This is a genomic window from Cellulosilyticum sp. (assembly GCF_982396655.1).
Window position 1 is genome coordinate 1 of sequence record NZ_CEVXFV010000035.1, and the last position, 24,834, is coordinate 24,834.

A 24,834-nucleotide genomic window follows, 5' to 3' on the forward strand; every position below is an offset into this window, starting at 1 on the left:
TTATCATAGAAAGCTGTGTTAGGATTTTAATTTACAGACTTTTCTTCACATCCTCTTTCAAAGGCTGACCATATATTTGTGATGTGGATAATAAGTTTAGTATGCTTACCACGATCAACTTGAACTAATTTAATTTTACTTTTACCAAAGTCTTCAATAGAGTGTAGCTTTAATATAAAGTTACTAGAAATTAATGCCATTGTGAGCATACCTAAAACAAAGATACAAATATTCGTTATACCATCTTCTATAAGTACGGCTCTTTCAAATCCAAAGGTTGAAACCATCCAACGTGAGTAGGGTTGAACCAACTGACTAAACATCATGTAGTGTCTCCTTTATTGTAGTATTTTTGGGCTATCATTTTAAATTCTTCTAGCATTTCTTTTCTATCTTCATCAGTTACGCCTTTTTTACTAGTAACCTCAGTAAATAGATGTCTAAGCTCAGGCATTTGCATAATCATATCTATTTCATCATTAGGAAGTTTGCCATATAAGGCGAATAGCTCTTTTTTATCCACACCATACAAATCTGCTATTGCAACCAATGCTGCATCTGACGCAGGTCTTTCCCCTCTTTCAATTTGACTAATATAATTTCCTGACATATTTATTGCACGACCAACTTTAAAAACGGAAAGCTTTGTCGCTTTGCGAAGTTCTCTAAGTTTAGCACCAGCTATTTTCTTTTGTTCATTTTTATCCATACAAAGCCCTCCTTTGCTATGAGTAGTATTAGCTTGTGAGGTTTTTAATATACGTTTTGCATATTTTCCATAATGCGATTGATGGTTAATAGGTGTATTATAATGCCATAAGAAGGATAAAGCACACGCATTAAGCGGGTGATTAAAATAGATTTACAATGAGAAAACATTAAGAGGGGTGTAACGTTTATGCATAAAGAATTTAAAGGTGTTAAAATCACAAGAAGATTACAAAGATATATAGGTTACGCAGAAAATAAATATAAAAAATTAAGCTTGTACGGGGAAGTAGATTTATGGGAAGTGCTTGCAGGATACAGTTTAATTATGGAACAACCAAAATGTATGCAAATGTTTATCTATGATTTAATTTGTGGTGAGTTTGTCCATTTTGGAGAGTATTCAGTTGTAAGGGATATAGATGGAGATATATATGTAAGAAAGTTAAATAAGCATAAAGTAAATATGTAGAGATTTGTTTTAATATATATGTGGAATTCCAGTAGAATAAATCATTAATTAAGCAGTTATAAATACTAATTCCAATTGAAAAGAATTAATAAAAAATTGCTATCAGTAAGCAATTATGGTATTATTTTCTTTGTGATATACATCACAGTTAAAAATAGCAGTATTATTAAATATAAAATTTACTAATAACAATTCTCAACACCTTACACGTTTTGAACCTCAAAGTCTACACAGAACAATATGCTACACTCAAGGATGCTTGATCTTCTTGAAGATGATGATGACGTTCAGAACGTGTATCACAATTGGGATGAAGAGTAATCCTTTGATAGTCAAGGGATTGGTAAAAATATAGTTATAAAAATAGCGTCAGTGATGACGTACAAGGACTTTCAGTGATGATGTACAAACATGCTAAGTATATCATCATTGGAGTTTTTTTTTTTTGTCTAAAGGACTATTGTTAGAAAAGTTGCTTAACGACTATTTATTAGGAGTTCTTTAGCTATTTAGAGAATGTTGAAGTTACTTTGGAGACTTAATGTTAAAATCAGATTTTGTATAAAATATAAGAAGCACGGAGATTCAAACTCCGTGCTTTTATTATAGTCTATGGCTAATTGATTAATCTTCTGATGTTGGGCAAGTATCACATTGACACTGTTGAACATCATTGTTATCTACATAATGTGCTATAGTTCTAATTCTAAAAGTTCTAGCTGCACATGCAGTAGCAGCTGTATCATCAATCATAAAGTTTACACAATGGCAATCTCTATCATTAGCACAGCTATTTCCTGTAGCTGTAGCTGGTAGTCTAATAATTTTATGAGCAAAAGGTACTTCTGTTACACCATCACTTTGTAATTCCGTTACAAATATACCGACATTAATATCCTTTTTTTGACAAACAGGAGGCATGTCGAGGTGTACAGCAAGTCTTCTTCCATATGAAAGTAGGGTAGGTGTTACCGTTTGTTCTACATAGTCTTCACATGAACTATCAATAACAGCTTCTTCGTAATCATTATTACAAGTTTCACAACATGTAGTTGTGCTTGTAGGGCAAGTGTTTGCTGTTTTAGTTGATGGCTGAATGATATCGGATGATTTAGGTTCACCATTAACTACATAATATACTGTTAATTTTGTTGCGAAAATAGCCACATTAGCATTTCCAGTATAAAGTGATTTAAATGTTAATGTTTTTGTACGCGTAGTTATAAGACTGCCAAAATCCCATGAGCCTTTTCCAGTAGCAGCAACATAACTAAGAGAATATGCCAAGTACAACGTCAACCACCTATTATATAACATTCGAAGTTGAAAGTGGGGATCGAATGGAATTTATAGTACAGGGGCAAGAGTATGGCATGTTGGTAGAACAAGATCGAGGAAAGTTAACTTTTCAAGGGACACGTTATCTTGGATTTGTGCGTAATTTAGATTAGGCTATCATCAATAAATTTATATAATAAAGCGGCCTTAGAGCTTGTAGTATTTAAGTATATTTGCCAAGGCATGGACATAAAATAAGCTATCAGTAAGTCGTAAGATAGGAGACCAATCCATAAGGAGGGAATAAGATGACAAGACTTAAATTATTAGGCGGTGTTGTAGGTTTTGTATTAATGTCAGTAGTGGCTATGGCAAATGTGGCACTAGAAGAGCATGGCAAGGTTAATATAAGTAAGATGGATGAGAAAGAGGAAGACGATGAAGCATATCAAGTAAATGAAAATGGTGAAACCTATGGCACTAATAATCCTGAGCTAGGTTATGAACCAGATTTAATGGCAGCCATCGGGGAAAATGGCGTATATGGATATGTTAGATCGGAAGATTTAGCGGGGATTGACTTTAAGACACCAGAAGAAGCTATTGAATGGCAAAATAGTAGGCCAGGAGTGAGGGAAATTCCTGTTTACGATCAAGAAGGAGAAGAAGTAATTGATACATTTAGAATAAGTGAGTAATTTTTAAAAGAGGAATAGAGGAGAGAAGAAAAGTAAAATGAATTAAAGATATAGATTAAAAATAGATAGAGTTATGCGTACTAGAAAAGCGACATTCCTAATAGTTTGGAAGGTCGCTTTTTGATTATGCAATTGAGCCATGAGATTGAGGTGGTGTTTTATACTTTCTGTATGCCTAAAGCGGTATATTATAGAAGTTGTTAAGGGGTTCATGTGAAGTATTGTAAACTCAATATAATATTTAAGTTGACAATTGCTAAAGAGTATTTTATCATAATTTTATAAAAAATGATAAAAAAGGGGACGGGATGATGAAAAATAAAGAAAAAGTATATGGCATGGTTTTAAATGCTATATTAGGGGTATTGTTGGCAATTTCAGGAATGATTAAAATGCCCGCTTTTATTCCTGGAGCAGAATTTCAGCTTTCAGCGCCCTTAGCAGTTGTGTTGGCGGCGTGTTTTGGATTTAAAAGGTATTTCATTACAGGAATTATTGCAAGTACGCTAAATTTTGCACTAGGTACCCATACGATTGTTAATATTATTGTTTCTTTAGTATTTAGGGTTGTGGCAGGTGGAATAATTGAGATTTTTAAACCCAATTTGCTTTCTTTAAGTATAAGTGGCCCTGTAGGGACATTAATGGCACGTATGATATTAGCTGTTATTCTGAATGTAAGTGCATGGACGCTCATTATAGGGGCAATACCAGGAATGATTTTTACAGCTGTTGGGGCAAATGTTTTATATCCTATCATATATAAAATTGTAAGGATTACGGTGTTTAAAAGATATCTTAAGAGGAAAGATTCTACTAAAGAAATGGGGAGAGCATATGACATTATATAGTGTAAAAATGAGAGGTGCGCGTCAGGAAAAAGAAAAGTCTATACATATTTCGGGGGCTGAAAAACTTGTGTCAGAAAAAAATTTAGTAGCATGTACAAGTGCATTTTTAGATCGGGCATTATATCATTCGAAGGGACAAGCTGATTTTATTAATTTAAAGGTAGAAAAGGTAGCACATGAAGAAATCTTATATTTAGAGGCATTACCTGTAAGTACTATTGTAGTTAACAATCCTCTAGAAGGTACTTGGAAGCTTAAGTCATTATTAGAAGAAATAGATGTGCCACATGTAGAGGTTATTTTAGAAAAAATGCAAGAAACCTATGGTATGCGAGGGGCGATGCTTTTAAATGTCGATACAATGCAACGTCTAGAGCCAGATGAAGAAAGAGGATTAAGAGCAACTTATATGGATCAAGAAGAAATGCAAGGGCGCTTTCCGGCTTATAAGAATCATTTTCAAGAAGCCTTGGTATTAGCGACTAAAGTTGCACATGCACCAGGTATTATTGCAGAAATTTGCATTTCAGATGATCCTGATTATGTAACGGGTTATATTGCAAGTGCTACACTAGGTTATGTACGCATTAGTCAGTTAAAAGAAAAGGGAAGTCCGAATGGTGGGCGTATATTCCTATATAAAGGGAGCCAAGATGAAGTACCAGCATGTATTCATTATTTGGAAAAACAAAAAGTCATTGTAAAAAATATGCCTCAGAAGAATACAATCTCTAGTCCTAATATTTTAAAAAAAGATAAATGGGAAAGGCTTGAAGCAGAAATTAAGGGATTAAAGCAAAAAGAACTTTATAGGCAAATGCGCGAGCTCGAAAGTGCACAAAGTGCGTATGTAACTTATAAGGGAAGACAGGTTTTAATGTTGGCGTCAAATAGTTATCTAGATTTATGCAATGAGACACGTATCAAAGCCTTTGCAGCTGAAGCTTTACAAAAATATGGGGTCGGTTCAGGTGGTGCAAGACTTACAACAGGGAATACAACATTATATAGAATGTTGGAAGAACGATTAGCGCAGTTTAAAGGAACAGAGGCAGCCTTGTTATTTAATACAGGATATATGGCAAATGTGGGGATTATTACAGCTTTATGTGATAAGCAAAGTGTTATTTTTAGTGATGCATTAAATCATGCGAGCATTATAGATGGGGCGAGGTTAAGTGGTGCTAAAATCATTATATATGCCCATAATGATATGGCAGATTTAGAAGAGAAAGTGAAAGCCAATCCTTGCGAGAAGGGGCTTATAGTAAGCGATGCTGTTTTTAGTATGGATGGTGATATTGTTAACTTGCCTTTGCTTGTTAAGATTGCAAAAAAGTATGGTTTATTCTCTATGATTGATGAAGCCCATGCAACAGGCGTGATAGGGGAAGGTGGCAAAGGTATTGTCAGTTATTATAAAGATGAGGCTATGCCAGATATTTTGATGGGAACTTTAAGTAAGGCTCTCGGTAGTGAAGGAGGATTTGTATGTGGATCTAAGCTTTTGATTGATTATTTACGCAATAAAGCAAGAAGTTTTATTTTTTCCACAGCACTTGCACCTGTAAATGTGGCGGCAGCACTTAAGGCATTAGAAATCATAGAAGCGGAACCTTGGCGTGTAAAAAAACTTCAAGAAAATGTTAGCTATTTCTGTGAGATGCTTAAAAAACAAGGTGTTTCAGCCGTCTCATCAACAGCTATTATTCCTATTCATATTGGTGATGCAAAAAAAGCCTGTGAAATAGCAAATCAACTATTGGATGAAGGCTATTATGTTTCAGCTATTCGTTATCCTACAGTTAAACAAGGAGAAGCAAGACTTCGCATTGCCCTTATGGCAACGCATACAAAAGAAGTATTAGATGAAGTAGCACATGTTATTGCAAAAGCTATAAACTCATAAATAAATGGAAACTATTGTATCTCATAGAATTTTAGAAGAAAGGCAAAATAAAAGGGTAAATTTATTTAAGGAGATGATCCCCTTATGAAAGAGGAAAAAATAGAGATTCGTGCTTTATCTAAATCTCAAGCTAAAAATCAATTACTTAATTCATTAGAAAAGATAGAGGGTGTAAAACATGCTTCTATTGATAGTTCAGGTGAAGTAGTAAAGGTTACTTATGATAGTCCAGCAAGTGCCCAGCAAATTGAGCATTGTATATATGGCGCAGGCAATAAAATTAAATAAATAAGGTCAGTTAAAGAGCACTAGAAGTTAATTCATAGTGCTTTTTGTTTGCTAATGTTTAGATTATGGAATAATATATATCTTATAATACTTTATTAAATTATAAGACATTCAGTTGGGGGGAACTATGGAACTTAAAGTAATTCATGAAGATTTTACAGTATGCCAAATTAAAGACACAAAAGAAGTAAAGTTTGAAGATGATTTTTGCTTTCTTTTAAAAACAGATGAGGAATTATCACTTGTTTGCAAGACGCTATTTGTACCAAGTAATACTATAAATAGGGAAGATGGTTGGAAAGCTTTTCGCATCGAAGGTGTTTTAGACTTTTCACTCATTGGTATTTTGTCAAAGATAGCAACGGTGTTAGCTGAAAATAAGATTGGAATTTTTGCAGTATCTACTTTTAATACGGATTATATATTAGTTAAGGAAGAAAACTTTAAAAAAGCTTTAGTTGCTTTAGAAGAAGCTGGATATAGCATAAGAAAAGGTGAATGAGAAGGCTGAAAATAAAGTGACATTTTTAAGATAATATAATTTATCATCATAAAAGGCTTCTAATTGTAACATGTTGGGAGCTTTTGTTGTATTTACAAATTCTCTAATTTACAATATATTCTGAAATATAATAATAGGAGGCGTTGTGTAATGAAAAAACATGGTTTTTTAGGCTTGTTTTTTGCACTCTTTATGTCTGTTATAATGCTAAATAGCACGAGTATTTTGGCAGCTACAGATGTAAACCACCCTGGATTTAGAGTAGAGGGCAGATTCCTTTATGACAACCAAGGTGAAAAGACTATTTTGTATGGCATTAACAAAATGGTTGTTTGGATGGACAAAGATGGTGACCCATCCTTTTCTGAAATTGCTAAAACTGGCGCAAATTGTGTCAGAATCGTATGGACGATGAAAGATGGTACAGCAGCAGAATTAGATAAAGCTATCACAAATTGTCGCAGCGAACATATGATTCCCATGGTAGAGCTTCATGATGCGACAGGTAATTTCAGCCAGTTATCTAGCCTTGTAGACTGGTGGGTGGATCCAGCGACAGTAGAGGTTATTAAGAAGCATCAGGAGTATCTTTTAATTAATATCGGTAACGAAGTGGGTGACGGTAATGTTTCTGATGCAACATTTAAGGAAAGTTATATAGAAGCAGTCATAAGAATGCGAGAAGCTGGTATTCATGTGCCATTAATTATTGATGGTTCTTCTTGGGGGCAAGATATTAATAAGCTTCAAGCATGTGGCCCAGATATTTTAGCTGCTGACCCAGATGCAAACTTAATGTTTTCTGCCCATTTGTGGTGGCCTTATATGTATGGCCATACAGCACAAGAAGTTATTGATGAACTTACAGAAACAGCAGAAATGGGATTACCACTTGTAGTGGGTGAATTTGCAAATCAATGGGAGCAGACAGAGCAAGGGCAGATTCCTTATAAAACAATTATGGAATACTGTGCGAAATATGAGATTGGTTATTTGATTTGGTCATGGGGTCCTGGTAACAGTCCTCAGACATTCTTAGATATGACGACAGATGGCACATTTGATACAATGCAAGATTGGGCAAAAGAAATGGTATTTGATGATAAATATGCCCTTGCAAATCTTGTTCAAAGACCAGCTTCAATGTTAACAGGTCTTCCAGCTAGCTTACCAGAAGCACCATTAGCAGCAGGGAACCTTGCAGGGGGTAAAGCTGTAACCTATTCTACCAAAGAAGGTGCAGCTTATGAAGGCAGCAATGTAACAGACGGGAATATGGATACACGTTGGGCATCTGATGCTAATTCTCAAACAGATTGGATAATGATTGATTTAGGTGAGACAAAAGAAATTAATAAGGTGCTCATTGATTGGGAAAATGCTTATGCCACACAATATCAAATTCAGGTTTCAGATGATAAACAGACTTGGAAAGATGCTTATAGAACATATAACGGCAAGGGTGGTCTAGAAGAAATTGCAGTAGATGCCACAGGTCGCTATGTTAGAATTTATTGTACACAAAAATATGGTTATACATGGGGTTATTCTATTTTTGAAGTAGGTATTTATGGCCCTGAATCTGAGTTATCAGCTTCAGTTACACCGACTATTGCTGTCTTTGATAAAAATGTAAGTAAACAAGAGGACTTAGTCTTTACATTAGATTCTAAAACAAATACATTAGTTTCAGTTAAAAATAAAGATGTTGTTTTAAAAGCTGATAAGGACTATGTAGTATCAGGAAATCAGTTAACCATTACAAAAGCATATTTAAGTACACTTGAAAAAGGTAAAGTGCAATTGACATTAGTTTACGATGCGGGTGTTAATCCTGTTATTAATATTGCAATTGGTGATACATCACCGATTGTGGCGTCATCTAACTCAGTGATTGCACCTACAACAGCTACTTTTGAAAAAAAAGCACCAAGTGAAGTTAAAGTTGAAATGACATTAAATGAGAATACGTTAACGGCTATTTTAAATGGTGCAGAAGCATTAGTAGAAGGGAAAGACTATACAGTAGAAGGCAGTACAGTAACAATTTCTGAAGCTTATCTCATGTCATTAGCGACAGGTAAAGCAAATTTAACCTTTGTATTTAGTGCTGGCGTAAATCGTTCATTAATGATTACAGTTACTAATACCGTTCAAAATGCATCTGTTTCGCCATCTAATGCAATATTTGATAAAGCGCAAGTAGCTGATATTACAGCTAATTTAGATTTAAAAGGTAATACTTTAACAGCTATTAAAAATGGGGAAATAACTTTAGTAGCAGGTGAAGATTACAGGATAGTAGATGATCAGGTGACTTTTAAAGCAGATTATCTTGCAACATTAGAAAGAGGAAACTATACATTTGCCTTTGAATTTAATGAAGGTGAAGTAGCAAATTTAATTGTTAAAGTCATTAACTCAGCTGAAAAAGATTCAGTAGTGACACCTAACGAAGTAATCTTTGATAAATATGTAGATTCAGAAAGTGGCGAAGTATTAAGGGATGTCAACTTAAATATAGCATTTAATGGAAATACATTAGAAGCTATTAAGCTTGATGATACAGTGTTAGTAGCGGATGAGGATTATGTTGTAACAAGTGAAGGTGTCACATTCCCAGTAAGTTATCTTATGAGCTTAGCAAATGGTAATTATGAACTTAAATTTGACTTTAGTGCAGGTGAAATGCAAGTTGTTACACTTGTTATTAAAGAAACAACACCAGTAGCAGAAGGTGCAATTAGCGTAGAACTTACTTCAAATAGCTCAGTAAGCACGAATACATTAAGCAATAACTTTAAATTACAAGTAACAGATGAGAGTGAATTTGACTTATCTAAATTAGATATTCGTTACTATTTTACAGCAGAAGATATGACAATTGGTCAAACATGCTGGATTGATAATGCATCTATTCAATATACATGTGATCCATGGTATATGAGTATAACGAGTAATGTAACGGCTAATATTGTAAAAATGGACGTACCAACAGAGACAGCTAATACATATCTTAGTTTGACCTTTGACTCAGGTGCACAGCTCAATCAAGCAGGTAAGATGGAAATTGCAACACGTACAGCCAATAATAACTGGTCAAATTTTGATCAAAGTAATGATTTCTCATGTAATGATGCAACTAAGGTAGCCGTATTTTATGATGGTAAGCTTATCAGTGGTTCTATGCCAAGATAAGTAAAAAAATGTACGCCGAAAGATAGAAGACTTTTTAGTTTATACCTTTAGGCGTACATTTTTGTTTTTATAGTATGGTATAATGGCTGTAAGAGCTGACTTTTTTCAAAAGATGGAAGTAGCAGTCAGTCAAGGACTTTATAAAAAATATGAAGAGGTGGATGAGCAGGGCATAATAAGTATTTGTATGCAAAAGTATGGGAAGAAGAGCAGGCGGGGCAACTGCAAAGAGCTTTTATAGATTACTGCAGGATATTATACGATTGCAAAGCGTAAGGAGAGGCAAGTAGAGTAGGTACTACAAATGATAGAAGGTTATTTAATAATAGAGAATAAATGCCATGAAATGAGACAATATCAGTTCGTGGCATTTTTATAGACTTGTTCGATTTTGAACTTGTAGATGTTAGGCGAAAGTGGTTAGCATTACATTCTCGTATAAGCGTTTTATAAGTGTTCAGCTTGTGCACGTTCTAGGGCGTTTTCTAGGTTGCCATAGAGCGTGACATCTAAGTAGTGCATTAAAAGGTCAGCACTTAGAGGTGTTTCAGCAATACACCAATTGATGACTTGACCTAAAACAGCATCAATATAAAAATCTGAAAGAAACTGTAGATATTGATCTGAGATTTTCATATCACCAATGAGTTCATTAATAATAAGGTCTATAATATGCTTGGCATCCTGATAAAAAATGCTTTTTAGGTTAATACGACCTAAACTATTGAGGGCACAAATCCATACGGCTACATTTTCTTGAATATAACGAAGAAGGAGTAAAATACCATCCTGCCATGTCTCGCAACTTTTACTTTGCTTTAAAAGTTCAATAGCTTCTTGTTGAAACATCCAAATAGTAAGGTCATAGATATCTTGGAAATGATAATAAAAGGTTTGGCGATTAAGATCACAGTCTTCTGTAATTTCACGGACAGTGATTTTTTCTAAGGGTTTTTTAGCCATATATTTTTTGAGGGAATAGGCCATACGTTCCCGCGTGAGTCTAGAGATTTCTTCTTGTTTCATATAATGGCTCCTTTCATATATTTTAATATAGCATTATCTAAAAATAAAATAAACGTTAAGTATAGAAAAACTAGACAAAGGCAATCACTTTGTCTAGTTTTTTACATTTGTTAGAGGATTGTAGATTTTAATGTAGTGTCATTACAGATACAATAAAACAGCAAAGATAAGCATTTTAAGTGCTTTAATTTAACGAGGAGAGAAAAGGAGGTACTTCTTATGAAGTACAATCAAAAAATAGATTTTCAAGCACACTACTTACCACCTACATATTATGAATTCCTTGATAGTCAAGGATTATCTATGCCGGATGGTTTCCCCACACCAGAGTGGGATGAAGAAATACAAAAGGAATTAATGGCGGATTTAGGGATTGCATTTGCACTTTTAACGGTGTCTTCACCAAGCCTTTATACAAAGGATAAACAAAAAACATGTGATTTTGCAAGAAGGGTGAATGAAGAAGGTGCACAGATTGTAAGCAGAAATTTACAGCAATTAGGATTTATTGCCACTGTGCCATTACCTTATATTGAAGAGAGTATCGCAGAAACAATTTATGCATTAGATACATTAAATGCAGATGGCATTGGACTTATGACGAATTACGGCGGTATGTATTTAGGCGATTCAAGTCTAGAGCCATTAATGGCAGAACTTAATAAGCGTAAAGCTTTAGTTGTTTTACACCCTACAGAGCCGGCAGTAGTGGTTCCTAATGTATGTGAGGGGATGTCTATTCCCACTATGGAATACTTTTTTGAAACAACCCGTACTTTTAGCAATATGGTGATACATGATTTATTTGAACGTTATCCAGATATTAAATGGGTATTACCACATGCGGGTGCTTTTATTAGTATTCTGGCAGACCGTTTTGATAGTTTTGCACTTATGTTACGTTTCCAAAATCCAACACTTGGTGTAGATATTCTGAAAAGTATGGCACATGTTTACTATGATGTGGCGGGATTTAGTGAACCTAAGCAAATTGAAATGCTTTTAAGAAATGTAGCGGTAAGTCATTTAGTTTATGGAAGTGATACGCCTTATACGCCTATTGAGGCATGCATAGGACAAACAGAAGCATTAGAAGATACCAATAAATTAACAGATGAAGAAAAACAGATGGTCTTTACAACGAATGCCTTGGAGTTAGTTCCAAGATTAAAGAATATAATGAAAAAATAAAGGAGTATAAAATGAATTTATTAGATTTAAAACAACAATATGAAATAGAAGTAAAAGCACCAGTAGGGGGGATTAAAGCTATTGTAGATATTACACGTGAGGGTGAAAATGCATTCCATGGTAAAACGCAAATTATGGGAAAGGAATGTGTCTTTGATAAGGGTCAAATTAACAATGTTAATAACTTTTTATTCCATGTGACAGTTCCATTACCTTTTGGAAAATTAGAGTTAGATGTCAATGTAGTGGTGGATGAAGAAGGAAAAATAAAGGGGGAAGGTGTAGCACCTAGACGCAAGCCTATGTGCATTGTCGGGAAGCGTGTTGCATAGCTACTAAAAATAAAGGAGGACAGTAAAGTGACAAGAACGAACAACAAAATAAGTTTTATGGAAAAGATGGCAACCTTTATTGTAGACAAACGGAATGGCATATTTTTGGCTTTTTTAGTGGCAGCTGTTTTTTGTGCTTTTTCCTCAAGTTGGGTAAAGGTCAATGAAGACATTACAACCTATTTACCTGAGACTACTGAAACAAGGCAGGGTCTTATAATTATGGAGGAGGAGTTTGTAACTTATGGGATGGCAGAAGTGATGATTGATAATGTCACTTTTCTACAAGCTCAACAAATTGCAGATGAAATTTCCCAGATACCAGGGATTAAAGAAGTAGTTTTTGAGGACAATAATGAACATTATAAGGGGGCAGCAGCCCTCTTTAATATTACGTTTAGTGGAGGAGAAACAGATGATATTAGCATAGAAGCAATGAACCAGATGAAAGAAATGCTAGTATCTTATGACACATATATTTCTAGTGAAGTAGGTGCAGGATTAGCCGCACTTATTCAGTCAGAAATGAATATTGTCATGGTGGTTGTCATGGTTATTATTCTGTGTGTCCTTTTATTTACGAGCCATACTTATATGGAGATTCCAGTACTTTTGATTACCTTTGGAATGGCAGCCTTACTGAATATGGGAACTAACTTTTTATTTGGTGAGATTTCCTTTGTTTCTAATTCAATCGGAGTTGTACTGCAGTTAGCTTTGGCTATTGATTATGCTATTATTTTATGTCATCGCTATATGGAAGAGAGAACTCATTTAGCACCTCGAGAAGCAGTTATTATTGCATTAAGTAAGGCGGTTCCTGAAATTTCGTCATCTAGCTTAACCACAATTTCAGGGATGGTAGCACTTATGTTTATGCAATTTGGCTTGGGATTTGACTTAGGCATTGTTTTAATCAAGGCAATACTGTTTAGTCTTTTGTCTGTATTTACCTTAATGCCAGGATTGTTAATGTTATTTTCATCATGGATCGATAAGTCACACCATAAGAATTTTGTACCCAATATTACAAGCTGGGGAAAATTAAGTGTAAAGACGCGTTATATCATCCCACCTATTTTTATGATTTTGCTAATCGCAAGTTTCCTTATCTCAAATAATTGTACCTTCGTATATGGCTATACGACACTATCAACCATTAAAAAAAATGAAAGCCAAATTGCCGAGAAAAAGATTGAAGAAACTTTTGGGAAAAACAATTTACTCGTTATAATGGTACCTAATGGAAATTATAAGCAAGAAGAAAAATTGATCCAAGAACTAGAAAAATTAGAGTATGTGGATTCGGCCATGGGACTTGCAAATATTGAGGCAATGGCTGGTTATGTATTAACAGATGCATTGATACCACGTCAGTTTGCAGAACTTACAGATTTAGATATTGAGGAAGCAAAATTACTCTATTCAGCTTATGCAGCAAAAAAAGAAAGCTATGGTGAAATTATTAGTGGTATTGATCAGTATAGGGTACCACTTATTGATATGTTTGGTTTCTTGTATGAGCAAAAAGAACAAGGTTATATCACTTTGGATGATGAAATGAATGATGAGATTGAAGAGATTAATACGCAGCTTAATGATGCAAAATTACAACTTCAAGGTCAAGATTATAGTCGCATGCTACTGAATACAAGTTTACCTGAAGAAGGCGAAGAGACATTTGTAGCCCTAGATGAATTACATGCCATTATTCAAAAATACTATCCACAGGATACTTATATTGTAGGAGATTCTACAAGTGATAATGATTTAGGAACCAGTTTTATAAGAGATAATGCAGTGATTAATATCTTATCAGCACTGTTTGTGACAGTCATTTTACTCTTTACTTTTCAATCAGCGGGACTTCCTATTTTATTGATGATGATTATAGAAGGTAGTATTTGGATGAATTTCTCCGTACCTGTGTTAACACATACTAATATGTTTTTTATGAGTTACCTTATTGTAAGTTCTATTCAAATGGGTGCTAATATTGACTATGCTATAGTGATTACCAATCGTTATCAAGAATTAAAGAAAAAGATGCCCCAAAAAGAGGCAATAGTGGAGACCTTAAATCAGGTATTTCCGACAATTATTACGTCGGGATCTATTTTAGCAGCAGCGGGTCTTTTAATTGGGGTACTATCTTCAGAAGAAGCTATTTCTTCTATTGGGATTTGTCTAGGAAGAGGGACTATTATTTCTATTATTTTAGTGATGGGTGTTTTACCACAGCTTTTAATATTAGGAGACTTTATTATTGAAAAAACAGCTTTTACAATTAGTCTGCCAAATCGCTTGCAGATGGAAAAAAGATACTTAGAATTAGATGGACATGTGAAAGGTTATGTATCAGGTAGAGTTGATGCGCAGATACAAGGTATTTTAGAAGGGACTATTATACCGGTGACAGAACCTCAAAGGTCTGAAGGTGCTGAAAGGTCCCAAGAAGAAAAGGAGGAAGCTAAGGATGAGAAGGCATAATAGATGGACAACATGGATTTTGATACTGTCTTTAGTGGTTTCTTTATTTGGAAATGTGGAGACAATTTTTGGTGCAGATGAAAATGTTGTTGCTATTGGCAGTGTGACAGAGCTAATTCAATTAGCTGAAAACTGCACTTTAGATACATGGAGTGAGGGGAAAACTATAAAGCTCACTACTAATATTGATGTTTCCGAAATAGATTTTGAAGGCATTCCTATTTTTAGTGGAACCTTTGAGGGGAATGGCTATACGATTACAGGTTTAAATATTAGTACTAGCGGTTCCGTACAAGGACTTTTTCGCTATATTAAGGAAGGCGCCATTGTTAAAAATCTCACTGTAAAAGGAAATGTTGTTCCAAGTGGGACTAAGAAAACAATAGGTGGTATAGCAGGTAAAAATGCTGGAACCATTAAAGGATGTCAATTTATAGGTAGTGTAAGTGGCGAAAGCTATATTGGTGGGATTGCTGGGATTAATGAATCTACAGGGAAAATCATTGAAGCGATTTCACAAGGAATGGTAGTTGGCGAGCACTATATAGGTGGCATAGCGGGTGAAAATTTAGGAATCATTTTAGAGAGCATCAATAAAATGAGTGTGAATACTTCGGCTACTGAGGAAAAGGTAAGCTTGGAGACATTAGAAAAAATAGAGTTAGGAGAATTAAATTCTACAGAAAATACGACAACTAAAACAGATGTGGGGGGTATTACAGGGTTTTCAACAGGTATTATACAAGGTTGTAAAAACTATGGCATAGTAGGTTATAAGCATATTGGTTATAACATAGGCGGCATAGTGGGAAGACAATCTGGATATATCAGTGATTGTACAAATTATGGTGAAGTATATGGGAGAAAAGATGTAGGCGGTATAGCTGGGCAAATGGAACCGTATATATCACTGAAGTTTTCTGAGGATAAGATTTCTGATTTGCAAGATGAATTAAATCGCTTGCAAAGTTTAATGAATAAAACAATTGCAGATGCAAGTGATTATTCATCAGAGGTTTCAAGTCGGTTAAATACAACAAAAGGGTATATTGATTCTGCATTAGAAACGACCAATACACTGATAAATCAGACAGGTGATATTTATAATGAAAGTGTAGATAATATCAATGATTTAAGCGCGAGAGTAAGTGATACCCTAGAAAGACTAGTACCGATTATGGCACAGACCACAGTAATTAATGAAGAGTTATCTCAGGCGCTCGTGCAGTTAGCAGAAGTCATTTCAGCCTTAGAAGTGACTTCTACTGAAGGAAAAAAGGTGCTTAATCAGTTAGAAAAAACTTTAGATAGTACGCAAGATAATGTAGAAGATTATATAAAAGCCATGGCGCATCTATCAGCAGCATTTAAACAACTAAAAGCAGCTATTGGTGATGAGAATGAGATGAGACTGGCACTTGAGGAATTAAGTCAAGCTTTTAAGACGTTGGGAACAAGTGTAAAGTTAATCGGTAAAGGATTTAATGAGATTTCAGAGGAGATGGCACAACTTAAAAATTGGGTTCAAACAGATGAAAGTTGGGAAAGTTTAGTAGAGGGCTTTGATGAAGTGGGAGAAGCCTTAGAAGAAATGAACATGGCAATCATGCAGGCACAGGTAGCTGTAGAAGCCATAATAAGTGCAACAGATTTAGCAAGTGTAGAGGCGGCGCTTATAAGTTTACAACAAGCTACTGAAAATGGTGCGGCAGCAGCTGTGCATCTAAAAAATGCTTTGGCAAAAATTAATGTAGAGGATATAAGGAAAGTGATCTAGAGGCAATTCAACAAGAGCTTAATGAAGCTGTAGCAGATTTACAAATAGGCCTTGAAAATATAGAAAAAGCATTAGAATTATTGAAAGAGGCTATTTCTAATGAGGAGGCAGAAGCGGCAAAAGCTGATTTACAAGAGGCTTTAAAAAGTGTGTCAGCAGCACTGGAAAAGGCACAAAATGCTGGAGATAAGATGCGCATAGCATTGGAAGAAATCAAACAAAGTGGTGTTGCAGGAGAAGCTTCAGAAAGTATCGTTAAGCTTCAAAAGGGAATGGAGAATATTAAAGAAGGGCTAGGAAAGCTCGCTCAGGCAGTATCCGCCATTCAAGATGCTATGAACGGCGCAGCAGGAAATATTGATAGTACTAAGATTGAATCAGCGCACAATCAGTTAGAAGCTGCTATGGATCAGTTGATAGGTGCTATGGCGCAAACAACTTCAGTGATTTCAGAGTTAAAGAAAGTAATTAGTGTGACTGGAGATACTATAGTCGCAACTGATGAAGCTATGGCAAAAATCAAAGAAGTAGTACAGAAATTGCAAGGCATATCCATTAAGACAACGGCTGTTTTAACAGATATCAATGAGGTGGTCACAAATCTGGCCAATCAGCCAACGCTTACAATTCCTAATTTAGATAGTGAATATATGAATAATGCCAATCAGCTTACAACTACATTAGGGGATATTTCTAATGCATTAGGTGGGCTTGATAGAAGTGTTTCAAGTTATAATGATTTGATTCTTTCAGACATACAAAGTATCAGTAATCAATTTTTTGTGGTTACGAACTTACTTATTGAGATGACGCTAACAAATGAAGAAAATCCGCTGGATTTAAGTGATTATAAAGCAGATATTTCTGATGCGGATACAGAAGGCAATATCCAAGGTAAGGTTACAAAAAGTACCAATGTAGGACAAGTACAAGGTGATGTGAATGTAGGGGACATAGCAGGTGCTATGGCCATTGAGTATGATTTTGATCCAGAGGATGATGTGACAAAGGTTGGAAGTAGTTCTCTAAAATTCCAGTATCTTGCGAGAAGTGTCATTAGACAATGTACCAATAAAGGAGCGGTGACTTCTAAGAAGAATTATGTAGGTGGTATTGTAGGACGTATGGACTTAGGAACAGTCATTAACAGTATGGGTTATGGTAATATTACAAGTAATGATGGAGAATATGTAGGCGGTATAGCCGGTGGGACATATAGTCATATTAGAAACAGCTTTGCGATGGCGGTGCTTTCGGGTAAAAAGCATGTAGGCGGTATAGCAGGGTATGCCTCTAAGCTAACAAATAATTATGCCATGGTAGCCATAACAAATGCAGTAGAAACAAAGGGTGCCATTGCAGGTGAGGTGGAGAGCCTTGATGCACAAAATCAGAACTACTTTGTAGACCGCAAGGTTGCAGGTATTGATGGGATAAGTTATACAGGAAAGGCAGAACCTATTTCTTATGAAGCATTTACTAAAGTACAAGGATTGCCAACAGCATTTACGACTTTACAAGTAACCTTTGTAGTAGATGGGGAAACAGTGGCACAAATACCATTCCAATTTGGTGGAAGTATTGATACAAGTAAGTTACCTGAAGTGCCGGAAAAAGAAGGTTATTATGGTACGTGGCCTGAATTTGAGTATAATGCATTGACATTTTCAGAGACGTTAGAAGCTATTTATACACCTTATACTTCAGTCATTGCAAGCAGTACAGCAAGAGACGGTAAACCACTTGCATTAGTAGAAGGGACTTTTGCCCCAGATACAGTATTAAATGTCATGCCGTCTGAAACGGCTCTGCCAAAAGAGGTAAAAGGAAAAGGTGAAGTTTGGAAGGTAGTCCTTACTGGCAAGACTTATAATAAAGAAAAGAGTTATAGTTTACGCTTATTAAAAGCTGTCAGTGGAAAAACTAATATTTATGGCTTACAGCAAGATGGCACTTGGAAAAAGCTTACGGCTAAAAATAATGGCAGCTATATCTGTGTAGATATGGCAGGAAATACACAAACATTTTGTATAGAAAATGTAAGTTATACTAAAGAAATCATTTTTGGTGTAAGTATGACAGTCATTGCTTTAGCAATAGCAGTTGGCAGTATATTATTTTTAAGACGAAGAAAATCAAATAAATAACTCTACGGAGCGTTTATTGAAAGTACATCTTCCAATATTTATACTAAAGATATAGGTTATAAATAATTGGGGGGATTGAAATGAAAGTATTAGTTTTAAATGGTAGCCCTAAGGCACAAAGTGATACAATGCACATAACAAATGCATTTCTAGAAGGCTTAAATAAAAAACAAATGCATGAAATAAAAGTAATAAAGGTTATAGAACAAAAGATTAAGCCTTGTTTAGGATGTTTTAACTGCTGGCAGTCTGCCGACATATGTTGCATACAAAATGATGATATGCAAGGCATATTAAAGGAAATTGTAGCTTCAGATCTTATAATATGGAGCTTTCCATTATATTGTTATGGGATGCCATCTCATTTAAAAGCAGTATGTGACCGTTTACTACCGCTTTCAAATCTAGCAATGAGAGAAGAAGAGGGCAAAGTTGTTCATGAATCAAAAGTAGATTTATCCTCTAAAAAGTATATAATGATTTCAGGGTGTGGTTTTCCTGACTTTGAAGGGAACTTTGCACCAGCTGTTGCACAATTTAAGAACTGCTTTGGAAAAGAGACAGTGACTATTTGTATTTCAGAAGCACCTATGTTTAATGTAAAAGAAGCAGAAGCTGTAGCGAGCCCTTTGCTAGAAAAGATTAAAAAAGCTGGGGAAGAATACAATATGACTGGAAAATTAGCACAAGAAACCATTAAAGAAATAGAAACACCAATGATTCCTAATGAAGTGTATATTAAAAATATCAATGGACAATAAAATAATAAATCTAGATATTTTCGAAAAATATAATAATATACTTTAAAATAATCCAATAAAGACGATAAAAGAGTTAAGTCATGTACTACATACTTAGCTCTTTTAAAATTTAAAAAATAAGAAGAGAGCTATATAAATAACATAGGCGTGGAAATAATCTAAAGAAATATAAGACATAGCAAACATGAGGAGGAAAGTAGATGGGAGAACTTGCAAAACTTCCGAATATCGGAAGTACGGTAGAAGAACAGCTTAATAAAGTAGGGATTTATTCTTACGAAGCACTAAAAGAAGTAGGGAGCAAAGCTGCCTGGCTTAAAATTAAGGAAATTGATGAATCAGCATGTATTAATAGGTTATATGCCCTAGAAGGCGCTATAGAAGGCATTAGAAAAACTGCACTGGCAGAAGAAAAGAAACAAGAATTAAAGGATTTTTATAATACACATAAGTAATTTTGTGGTTTCGCTATATTTACTTTTAAGCATATAATTGTTAGAATAATGTAAACATAAAAAGTGTAAATGGTGAAATTAGGGGGAGAATATGGAAGAAAAGCAAGGCATAAGGCTGTATAATTTGATTTTTCCAATTTGGCTATTATGGGTATTTCCATTAACATGGATTGTTGTGTTACCGGCAAACTTTATAATTGATAGTTTGGTGGTATTAATTACCTTAAGGCTTCTTAAAGTAGGGAATATAAAGCAAAATTATAAAAAAGCTATCTTAAAGGTGTGGGGCTTTGGATTTTTATCTGATTTTATAGGAACAGCCTTTATGGTTCTGGCACTATTAATAGATCATTTATGGGAATATGATACAGCCATTGGAAAGTAGTGGTATGACTATATTGCAATGCCAGTATCTTATAATGCTTTTGAAAGTATATGGTCTATTATTTGGGTGACAATATGTGTGATTATAAGTAGCTTTTGTATTTATATCTTTAATTATAAAATCAGTTTTAGAAAATTAGAGATGGAAGAAGGAAATAAGAAGAAATTAGCTATAGCACTTGCCGTATTTACAGCACCATTTTTATTTTACATACCAACGAGTATATATTAGCTATTTAAAAAGTACGCTTACATGAATAATGTGGCGTACTTTTGCTTTTGGCCTTTAATAAAAACAAGAAAAATAAGTGTTATTTTTGAAACATGTAGAAAATATTAATAAAAAATGATATAATTTTTAGAAAATTAAAGTATATTATAAATTTCACATAGCTATAGATTTCACATTTATAAAATTTAGTTATTCATGATTTTTAGTCGTGTGAAATCATTGAGAGAAACCTATTTACCTACATGTATATTTCAAGGTTTTAGTTGGTTTCTCTATATAACATAATGAATAACTAAATTTTTTAAGCTTATTAGAGCAGAAAGTTATGAGGTGGCAGTAGAAATGCTTGAGATGACACATTAGTATAAGGAGGTAAAGATGAAGAAGGTAGTATGGTTAAGTTTAGGAATATTATTTATTGCAAGCACTATATGTATATTATTTAAGATTAAAGCAGTAGAAGTAAATACAGCAATCAATGCTTATAAGGACTATGAAGTGAGTGAAATAGATAGAGAGAAAGATTCAAGTACGTATACGTTACATAGATAATAGGGACAGCAGTATAGAAAGATATAATAATTAGAGATTAATAAAAAAAATATGAATTAAGTATGAAGCTTGTACTATAATTATAGTAATGAATATATTTTTAAAGGGGGAATAATTTATGAAAGAAGTTTATGCATTTTTAAAGAAGTGTGAAACATATTATATTGCCACGATGGATGGGGATCAGCCAAGGGTACGCCCTTTTGGAACCATAGATTTTTTTGAGAATAAGCTTTATATCCAGACAGGGAAAATAAAGGCAGTTTCTAAACAACTTCATGCAAATCCAAAAGTTGAGATTTGTGGGATTGTCAATGGAAAGTGGATACGTATAGAAGCTATTGCAGTTGAGGATGACCGCGTGGAAGCTAGAGAGCATATGTTGGCGGCTTATCCTTCATTAAAAGCAATGTATGCAGCAGATGATGGGAATACAGAAGTATTTTATTTAAAGGATATGAAAGCAACATTATATGCATTTGGTGAAGAGCCACAAGTTATTGAACTGCGATAAAGATTAAAGCAATAATTACATAAGAAGAGGGGGGCTCGTATGCTAGGCCTTTATTTTAGCGGCACAGGGAATACAAGATATTGTATGAACATTTTCTTAAGGAGCTATGGTGAAAAATCACAGCCACTTGCGATAGAAGATGATAAAACGAAACGTACAAGAGCTTATCATGATTTGATGAAAAAATCACTACAAGAAAATGAACTCATTGTTTTAGCTTATCCCATATACTATAGTAATTTACCTAAAATTGTTTATGATTTTATTGTCAGTCATCAAGATGAATTTAAAGGAAAAAAGGTTTTTCTTATGGCAACAATGGGGCTTTTTAGTGGGGATGGTACTGGGTGTGGTGCACGTTTACTTAAAAGGTATGGCGCAGAGATTGTGGGCGGTTTGCACGTCAAGATGCCGGATTGTGTTGGGGATGTCAAACTACTCAAGAAACCGGTTATAGAAAACAAAGAGATTGTAAAAGAAGCTGAACGAAAGATTATAGCAGCTGTAAGGTGTTTAAAAGAAGGGAAACCACCACAAGACGGTTTAGGCATGATGGCACAGTTAGCCGGGTTGTTTGGACAACGTTTATGGTTTTTAAATAAGACAAGACGTTATTCCAATAAATTAAAGATAGATGCATCAAAATGTATAGGATGTGGTAAATGCAGTCAATTATGTCCTATGCATAATATAGAGCTAGCTGGAAATAAAGCAGTTCCAAAAGGAAAGTGCACAATGTGCTATAGATGTATTAGTAACTGTCCTAAAAAAGCAATTACGTTAATTGGCAAAGAAGTTTATGAACAGTGTAAGGTAGAAAGATATATATAAAGCTATTTATATAGGAAAAAGAATTGAGACTTGTCAAAAAATGATGAGTCTTTTTTATTGTTAAAAAATAGCAAAAAGAGTACAATAACAATAGATGGTATTTTAAAAGCAGATGATACAGAGTAGATAAAACTTAGTATTTGAGAGATATAGGGGGATTTCACAATGAAACAGAGAAGCATTATACTTATACCACAGTTTAGGGGGAGAGAGATGGTGGAAAATATCAGAGATAAATATGACCCATTAGCACATAAAGTCAATGCACATATTACTTTAGTTTTTCCATTTTGCAGTACATATAGCACAAGAGAGTTAGAACTTTGGTTAAAGAAAATTTTAAAGAATGTGGAGCCTTTTGAAGTTGAGTTAAAAGGAATTTCTATGGCAAGTAATGCTTTTGAAAACTATTTGTTTTTAAATATTGTAAGGGGAAGAGAAGAAATTATGCAGCTTAATGAAACATTATATGACGGACTTTTAAGAGAGTTTAAGAGTGACTTACCGTATATACCACATATGACGCTAGGTAAATTGCAAAATAAAGAGGAATTAGATGCAGCTTATGAGGAAGTAAAGAAATTACAAAATACATTTGTAGCACGCATTGACACGGTTTATATAGAGGAAATTGATGAAGATGATTCATCAATCATTGAGATTGCATATAATTTATAAATGTCAAAATAGAGGTGGAGAAATTGGCAATTAGACAAATAAGACTTGGTGATGATGAGATTTTAAGAAAGAAGTGTAAAGAAGTAAAAGTAGTCGACGCACAAATTAAGGTATTATTAGAAGATATGCTAGAAACATTGCATAATACGCCTAATGGTGCGGCAATTGCAGCTTGTCAGGTAGGTATTTTAAAAAGGCTTGTGGTCATTGATATGAATGGTACGCTGCTAAAACTAGTTAACCCTAAAATTATTGAAACAAGTGGGAAGCAGGAGTGTGTGGAAGGGTGCTTAAGTTTCCCTAATAAATTTGGAAAAACGATACGTCCACAGAAGGTCACAATTGAAGCACTTAATGAAAATGGAGAAAAAATGATATTAACAGGAGAAGGGGACTTGGCAAAGTGCTTTTGTCATGAAATAGATCACTTAGATGGTATTGTCTTTATTGATAAGATTGTAGAGCCAATCATTAAATAAAAATTAAATAAAATTAGATAAAGGAGATTAAATAATGGAGGGATTTGTAGAAGTGCCTCATCATATTAATTTTTTAGCAAAGAAGTTATTTGAACATATTGACGGTGAAATTCAAGATGGGGCTATTGCTTATTTAGAAAAACAAGGGGGCGGCCCTATAGAAAATCATACACATGAGCATAATCATTTATTTATTGTTATAGAAGGGGAAGCTGTAATTATTTTAAATCAAGAAAAAGTAATTTTAAAGCAAAATGAATCTTATCTTGTAAAGGGCGATATACCACATTCTATATGGAATAATAGTGATGAAACTACGGTAATGTTAGGCATTTCAATTAGGTAGTAATGTTGGAGATAAGGTATGGAAAATTTTAGCCAAAATCAGGGAATTGATGCTTTAGAAAAACTGGAAAGGATGCTTTATAATTGGGTGAGGGCACATTATGAAATAAGTGAGAAAAGAGAAGCAAAAATAGAAAGTAGATTAAAGCATCTTAAAGAAGTCAAAGAAATAAGTCTAGAACTACTAGAAAAGCTAAATAGTGCAGATGAAAAAAATAAAAAGGTACTTATAGGTGCAAGCTATTTGCATGATATTGAGAAATTTAAAGATGATGAAAAACATCCTTTATTAGGCAGTATTTTTGTGAGAGCCTATGAAGCAGAAATTTTACAAATGGGATTTGAAAAAGAAGAAGTAGCAGAGCTATGTGAACTTATTTTATTTCATAATCAAGGTTTTTATAAAATAGGCCTGGAAGGCAATCTTATAGAAAGTGAAGAAAATAAGCACCGTAGCATTTTAATACACATTCTGCAAGATGCCGATAAGATTAGTAAAATTTATAAAGGTAAAGGCGACATGTATATGTTGCCTTGGCGTGCTTTAAAAGATGATGATGTATATAAGGCGGCAAAGCAAAGAAATATGGCGATTCATATAACAAAAAAAGGATTAAATACCGAGGTAGCCTATAAAACATTTGAGGAGCGATTTAATCAGTATATAAAAGGTTTAATTGATTGAGTATAAGTCTTAACCTATAGTCTTTATAACAATATAACTATTTGTTTATAG

At 34.2% G+C, this 24,834-nt stretch carries 28 protein-coding genes and 1 pseudogene; 25 read left to right on the top strand and 4 right to left on the bottom strand.

Features of this window, described 5'->3' with window-relative positions:
* Positions 1 to 26: 26 nt before the first annotated feature.
* Complete coding sequence (locus AC1VAQ_RS13985) at positions 27 to 326, bottom strand: hypothetical protein (RefSeq protein ID WP_302597541.1); 300 nt, start codon at positions 324 to 326, stop codon at positions 27 to 29.
* Positions 323 to 709, bottom strand: a complete 387-nt coding sequence (locus tag AC1VAQ_RS13990; RefSeq protein WP_302597540.1) for a helix-turn-helix domain-containing protein — start codon at positions 707 to 709, stop codon at positions 323 to 325. Before AC1VAQ_RS13990 ends, AC1VAQ_RS13985 begins: the two co-directional genes overlap by 4 nt.
* Positions 710 to 898: 189 nt before the next feature.
* On the opposite strand from AC1VAQ_RS13990, the gene AC1VAQ_RS13995 reads away from it, so the two are divergent.
* Positions 899 to 1,180, top strand: a complete 282-nt coding sequence (locus AC1VAQ_RS13995) for a hypothetical protein (RefSeq protein ID WP_302597539.1) — start codon at positions 899 to 901, stop codon at positions 1,178 to 1,180.
* A gap of 624 nt (positions 1,181 to 1,804) precedes the next feature.
* On the opposite strand, the gene AC1VAQ_RS14000 is transcribed toward AC1VAQ_RS13995, so the two are convergent.
* A complete protein-coding gene (locus tag AC1VAQ_RS14000; RefSeq protein WP_479904046.1) occupies positions 1,805 to 2,473 on the bottom strand; it encodes a hypothetical protein in 669 nt (222 codons plus the stop codon).
* On the opposite strand from AC1VAQ_RS14000, the pseudogene AC1VAQ_RS14005 reads away from it, so the two are divergent.
* From AC1VAQ_RS14005 to AC1VAQ_RS14040, 8 genes and pseudogenes are all read left to right on the top strand, one after another.
* Positions 2,467 to 2,631 (top strand): annotated as a pseudogene (locus tag AC1VAQ_RS14005) (DUF2500 domain-containing protein); the annotation flags it as partial. The gene AC1VAQ_RS14000 and the pseudogene AC1VAQ_RS14005 sit on opposite strands and share 7 nt — an antisense overlap.
* Before the next feature lie 135 nt (positions 2,632 to 2,766).
* Entirely contained in the window at positions 2,767 to 3,156 is a 390-nt protein-coding gene (locus AC1VAQ_RS14010; protein ID WP_302597534.1) for a hypothetical protein, read from the top strand.
* A 311-nt stretch (positions 3,157 to 3,467) separates the two neighbouring features.
* Complete coding sequence (locus AC1VAQ_RS14015) at positions 3,468 to 4,007, top strand: hypothetical protein (RefSeq protein WP_302597533.1); 540 nt, start codon at positions 3,468 to 3,470, stop codon at positions 4,005 to 4,007.
* Entirely contained in the window at positions 3,994 to 5,916 is a 1,923-nt protein-coding gene (gene bioF / locus AC1VAQ_RS14020; protein WP_302597532.1) for an 8-amino-7-oxononanoate synthase, read from the top strand. The genes AC1VAQ_RS14015 and bioF overlap by 14 nt, the downstream gene beginning before the upstream one ends.
* Before the next feature lie 84 nt (positions 5,917 to 6,000).
* Entirely contained in the window at positions 6,001 to 6,204 is a 204-nt protein-coding gene (locus AC1VAQ_RS14025) for a heavy-metal-associated domain-containing protein (protein ID WP_302597531.1), read from the top strand.
* 127 nt (positions 6,205 to 6,331) lie between these two features.
* On the top strand, positions 6,332 to 6,706 hold the full coding sequence (locus tag AC1VAQ_RS14030; RefSeq protein ID WP_302597530.1) for an ACT domain-containing protein: 375 nt from the start codon (positions 6,332 to 6,334) through the stop codon (positions 6,704 to 6,706).
* Between the two features lie 150 nt (positions 6,707 to 6,856).
* The gene (locus tag AC1VAQ_RS14035) at positions 6,857 to 9,904 is read left to right on the top strand and encodes a X2-like carbohydrate binding domain-containing protein (protein WP_303244137.1); all 3,048 of its coding nucleotides are present in this window, start codon (positions 6,857 to 6,859) and stop codon (positions 9,902 to 9,904) included.
* 82 nt (positions 9,905 to 9,986) lie between these two features.
* Positions 9,987 to 10,145: a hypothetical protein gene (locus AC1VAQ_RS14040; protein ID WP_302597528.1), complete on the top strand. Its 159-nt coding sequence runs from the start codon at positions 9,987 to 9,989 to the stop codon at positions 10,143 to 10,145.
* A gap of 206 nt (positions 10,146 to 10,351) precedes the next feature.
* Here the strand turns inward: AC1VAQ_RS14040 and AC1VAQ_RS14045 are convergent, their stop codons facing one another.
* Positions 10,352 to 10,930, bottom strand: a complete 579-nt coding sequence (locus AC1VAQ_RS14045; protein WP_303244138.1) for a TetR/AcrR family transcriptional regulator C-terminal domain-containing protein — start codon at positions 10,928 to 10,930, stop codon at positions 10,352 to 10,354.
* 219 nt (positions 10,931 to 11,149) lie between these two features.
* On the opposite strand from AC1VAQ_RS14045, the gene AC1VAQ_RS14050 reads away from it, so the two are divergent.
* The 16 genes from AC1VAQ_RS14050 to AC1VAQ_RS14125 all read left to right on the top strand — a co-directional run bounded on the left by AC1VAQ_RS14050 (position 11,150) and on the right by AC1VAQ_RS14125 (position 24,783).
* Positions 11,150 to 12,121, top strand: a complete 972-nt coding sequence (locus tag AC1VAQ_RS14050; RefSeq protein WP_302597526.1) for an amidohydrolase family protein — start codon at positions 11,150 to 11,152, stop codon at positions 12,119 to 12,121.
* An 11-nt stretch (positions 12,122 to 12,132) separates the two neighbouring features.
* Positions 12,133 to 12,453 (top strand): hypothetical protein, encoded by a 321-nt coding sequence (locus AC1VAQ_RS14055; protein ID WP_302597525.1) that lies wholly within the window; start codon positions 12,133 to 12,135, stop codon positions 12,451 to 12,453.
* 27 nt (positions 12,454 to 12,480) lie between these two features.
* The gene (locus AC1VAQ_RS14060) at positions 12,481 to 14,943 is read left to right on the top strand and encodes an efflux RND transporter permease subunit (protein ID WP_302597524.1); all 2,463 of its coding nucleotides are present in this window, start codon (positions 12,481 to 12,483) and stop codon (positions 14,941 to 14,943) included.
* Positions 14,930 to 16,720, top strand: a complete 1,791-nt coding sequence (locus AC1VAQ_RS14065; protein WP_479904047.1) for a hypothetical protein — start codon at positions 14,930 to 14,932, stop codon at positions 16,718 to 16,720. The genes AC1VAQ_RS14060 and AC1VAQ_RS14065 overlap by 14 nt, the downstream gene beginning before the upstream one ends.
* 80 nt (positions 16,721 to 16,800) lie before the next feature.
* On the top strand, positions 16,801 to 18,867 hold the full coding sequence (locus AC1VAQ_RS14070; RefSeq protein WP_479904048.1) for a hypothetical protein: 2,067 nt from the start codon (positions 16,801 to 16,803) through the stop codon (positions 18,865 to 18,867).
* Positions 18,868 to 18,947: 80 nt separating this feature from the next.
* A complete protein-coding gene (locus AC1VAQ_RS14075) occupies positions 18,948 to 19,628 on the top strand; it encodes a flavodoxin family protein (RefSeq protein ID WP_302597522.1) in 681 nt (226 codons plus the stop codon).
* Positions 19,629 to 19,828: 200 nt separating this feature from the next.
* Positions 19,829 to 20,083: a TfoX/Sxy family protein gene (locus AC1VAQ_RS14080; protein WP_302597521.1), complete on the top strand. Its 255-nt coding sequence runs from the start codon at positions 19,829 to 19,831 to the stop codon at positions 20,081 to 20,083.
* 91 nt (positions 20,084 to 20,174) lie between these two features.
* Positions 20,175 to 20,468, top strand: a complete 294-nt coding sequence (locus AC1VAQ_RS14085) for a hypothetical protein (protein ID WP_479904049.1) — start codon at positions 20,175 to 20,177, stop codon at positions 20,466 to 20,468.
* A gap of 18 nt (positions 20,469 to 20,486) precedes the next feature.
* Positions 20,487 to 20,699 carry a hypothetical protein gene (locus AC1VAQ_RS14090; RefSeq protein WP_479904050.1) on the top strand — a complete coding sequence of 71 codons (213 nt, stop codon included), beginning with the start codon at positions 20,487 to 20,489 and terminating at the stop codon, positions 20,697 to 20,699.
* Positions 20,700 to 21,077: 378 nt separating this feature from the next.
* Positions 21,078 to 21,251: a hypothetical protein gene (locus AC1VAQ_RS14095; protein WP_302597519.1), complete on the top strand. Its 174-nt coding sequence runs from the start codon at positions 21,078 to 21,080 to the stop codon at positions 21,249 to 21,251.
* A 118-nt stretch (positions 21,252 to 21,369) separates the two neighbouring features.
* Complete coding sequence (locus AC1VAQ_RS14100) at positions 21,370 to 21,765, top strand: pyridoxamine 5'-phosphate oxidase family protein (RefSeq protein WP_302597517.1); 396 nt, start codon at positions 21,370 to 21,372, stop codon at positions 21,763 to 21,765.
* Positions 21,766 to 21,804: 39 nt separating this feature from the next.
* The gene (locus AC1VAQ_RS14105; protein ID WP_303243805.1) at positions 21,805 to 22,596 is read left to right on the top strand and encodes an EFR1 family ferrodoxin; all 792 of its coding nucleotides are present in this window, start codon (positions 21,805 to 21,807) and stop codon (positions 22,594 to 22,596) included.
* Between the two features lie 165 nt (positions 22,597 to 22,761).
* Positions 22,762 to 23,274 (top strand): 2'-5' RNA ligase family protein, encoded by a 513-nt coding sequence (locus tag AC1VAQ_RS14110; RefSeq protein ID WP_479904051.1) that lies wholly within the window; start codon positions 22,762 to 22,764, stop codon positions 23,272 to 23,274.
* A gap of 23 nt (positions 23,275 to 23,297) precedes the next feature.
* On the top strand, positions 23,298 to 23,753 hold the full coding sequence (def, locus tag AC1VAQ_RS14115) for a peptide deformylase (RefSeq protein WP_302597512.1): 456 nt from the start codon (positions 23,298 to 23,300) through the stop codon (positions 23,751 to 23,753).
* 34 nt (positions 23,754 to 23,787) lie between these two features.
* The gene (locus AC1VAQ_RS14120; protein ID WP_303243806.1) at positions 23,788 to 24,099 is read left to right on the top strand and encodes a cupin domain-containing protein; all 312 of its coding nucleotides are present in this window, start codon (positions 23,788 to 23,790) and stop codon (positions 24,097 to 24,099) included.
* 18 nt (positions 24,100 to 24,117) lie between these two features.
* Positions 24,118 to 24,783 carry an HD domain-containing protein gene (locus tag AC1VAQ_RS14125; RefSeq protein ID WP_302597509.1) on the top strand — a complete coding sequence of 222 codons (666 nt, stop codon included), beginning with the start codon at positions 24,118 to 24,120 and terminating at the stop codon, positions 24,781 to 24,783.
* Positions 24,784 to 24,834: the final 51 nt, after the last annotated feature.

What these genes read in the sequence shown, in the direction of transcription:
- AC1VAQ_RS14105 (WP_303243805.1), top strand. Translation starts at nt 21,805, where the DNA reads ATGCTAGGCCTTTATTTTAGCGGCACAGGGAATACAAGATATTGTATG.
- AC1VAQ_RS14110 (WP_479904051.1), top strand. Translation starts at nt 22,762, where the DNA reads ATGAAACAGAGAAGCATTATACTTATACCACAGTTTAGGGGGAGAGAG.
- AC1VAQ_RS14040 (WP_302597528.1), top strand. Translation starts at nt 9,987, where the DNA reads ATGGCTGTAAGAGCTGACTTTTTTCAAAAGATGGAAGTAGCAGTCAGT.
- AC1VAQ_RS14050 (WP_302597526.1), top strand. Translation starts at nt 11,150, where the DNA reads ATGAAGTACAATCAAAAAATAGATTTTCAAGCACACTACTTACCACCT.
- AC1VAQ_RS14100 (WP_302597517.1), top strand. Translation starts at nt 21,370, where the DNA reads ATGAAAGAAGTTTATGCATTTTTAAAGAAGTGTGAAACATATTATATT.
- AC1VAQ_RS14090 (WP_479904050.1), top strand. Translation starts at nt 20,487, where the DNA reads ATGCCAGTATCTTATAATGCTTTTGAAAGTATATGGTCTATTATTTGG.
- AC1VAQ_RS14075 (WP_302597522.1), top strand. Translation starts at nt 18,948, where the DNA reads ATGAAAGTATTAGTTTTAAATGGTAGCCCTAAGGCACAAAGTGATACA.
- AC1VAQ_RS14055 (WP_302597525.1), top strand. Translation starts at nt 12,133, where the DNA reads ATGAATTTATTAGATTTAAAACAACAATATGAAATAGAAGTAAAAGCA.
- AC1VAQ_RS14045 (WP_303244138.1), bottom strand. Translation starts at nt 10,930, where the DNA reads ATGAAACAAGAAGAAATCTCTAGACTCACGCGGGAACGTATGGCCTAT.
- AC1VAQ_RS14010 (WP_302597534.1), top strand. Translation starts at nt 2,767, where the DNA reads ATGACAAGACTTAAATTATTAGGCGGTGTTGTAGGTTTTGTATTAATG.
- AC1VAQ_RS13990 (WP_302597540.1), bottom strand. Translation starts at nt 709, where the DNA reads ATGGATAAAAATGAACAAAAGAAAATAGCTGGTGCTAAACTTAGAGAA.
- AC1VAQ_RS14080 (WP_302597521.1), top strand. Translation starts at nt 19,829, where the DNA reads ATGGGAGAACTTGCAAAACTTCCGAATATCGGAAGTACGGTAGAAGAA.
- AC1VAQ_RS14035 (WP_303244137.1), top strand. Translation starts at nt 6,857, where the DNA reads ATGAAAAAACATGGTTTTTTAGGCTTGTTTTTTGCACTCTTTATGTCT.
- AC1VAQ_RS14095 (WP_302597519.1), top strand. Translation starts at nt 21,078, where the DNA reads ATGAAGAAGGTAGTATGGTTAAGTTTAGGAATATTATTTATTGCAAGC.
- AC1VAQ_RS14120 (WP_303243806.1), top strand. Translation starts at nt 23,788, where the DNA reads ATGGAGGGATTTGTAGAAGTGCCTCATCATATTAATTTTTTAGCAAAG.
- AC1VAQ_RS14085 (WP_479904049.1), top strand. Translation starts at nt 20,175, where the DNA reads ATGGAAGAAAAGCAAGGCATAAGGCTGTATAATTTGATTTTTCCAATT.
- AC1VAQ_RS14030 (WP_302597530.1), top strand. Translation starts at nt 6,332, where the DNA reads ATGGAACTTAAAGTAATTCATGAAGATTTTACAGTATGCCAAATTAAA.
- bioF (WP_302597532.1), top strand. Translation starts at nt 3,994, where the DNA reads ATGACATTATATAGTGTAAAAATGAGAGGTGCGCGTCAGGAAAAAGAA.
- AC1VAQ_RS14125 (WP_302597509.1), top strand. Translation starts at nt 24,118, where the DNA reads ATGGAAAATTTTAGCCAAAATCAGGGAATTGATGCTTTAGAAAAACTG.
- AC1VAQ_RS14065 (WP_479904047.1), top strand. Translation starts at nt 14,930, where the DNA reads ATGAGAAGGCATAATAGATGGACAACATGGATTTTGATACTGTCTTTA.
- AC1VAQ_RS14025 (WP_302597531.1), top strand. Translation starts at nt 6,001, where the DNA reads ATGAAAGAGGAAAAAATAGAGATTCGTGCTTTATCTAAATCTCAAGCT.
- AC1VAQ_RS13985 (WP_302597541.1), bottom strand. Translation starts at nt 326, where the DNA reads ATGATGTTTAGTCAGTTGGTTCAACCCTACTCACGTTGGATGGTTTCA.
- AC1VAQ_RS13995 (WP_302597539.1), top strand. Translation starts at nt 899, where the DNA reads ATGCATAAAGAATTTAAAGGTGTTAAAATCACAAGAAGATTACAAAGA.
- AC1VAQ_RS14015 (WP_302597533.1), top strand. Translation starts at nt 3,468, where the DNA reads ATGAAAAATAAAGAAAAAGTATATGGCATGGTTTTAAATGCTATATTA.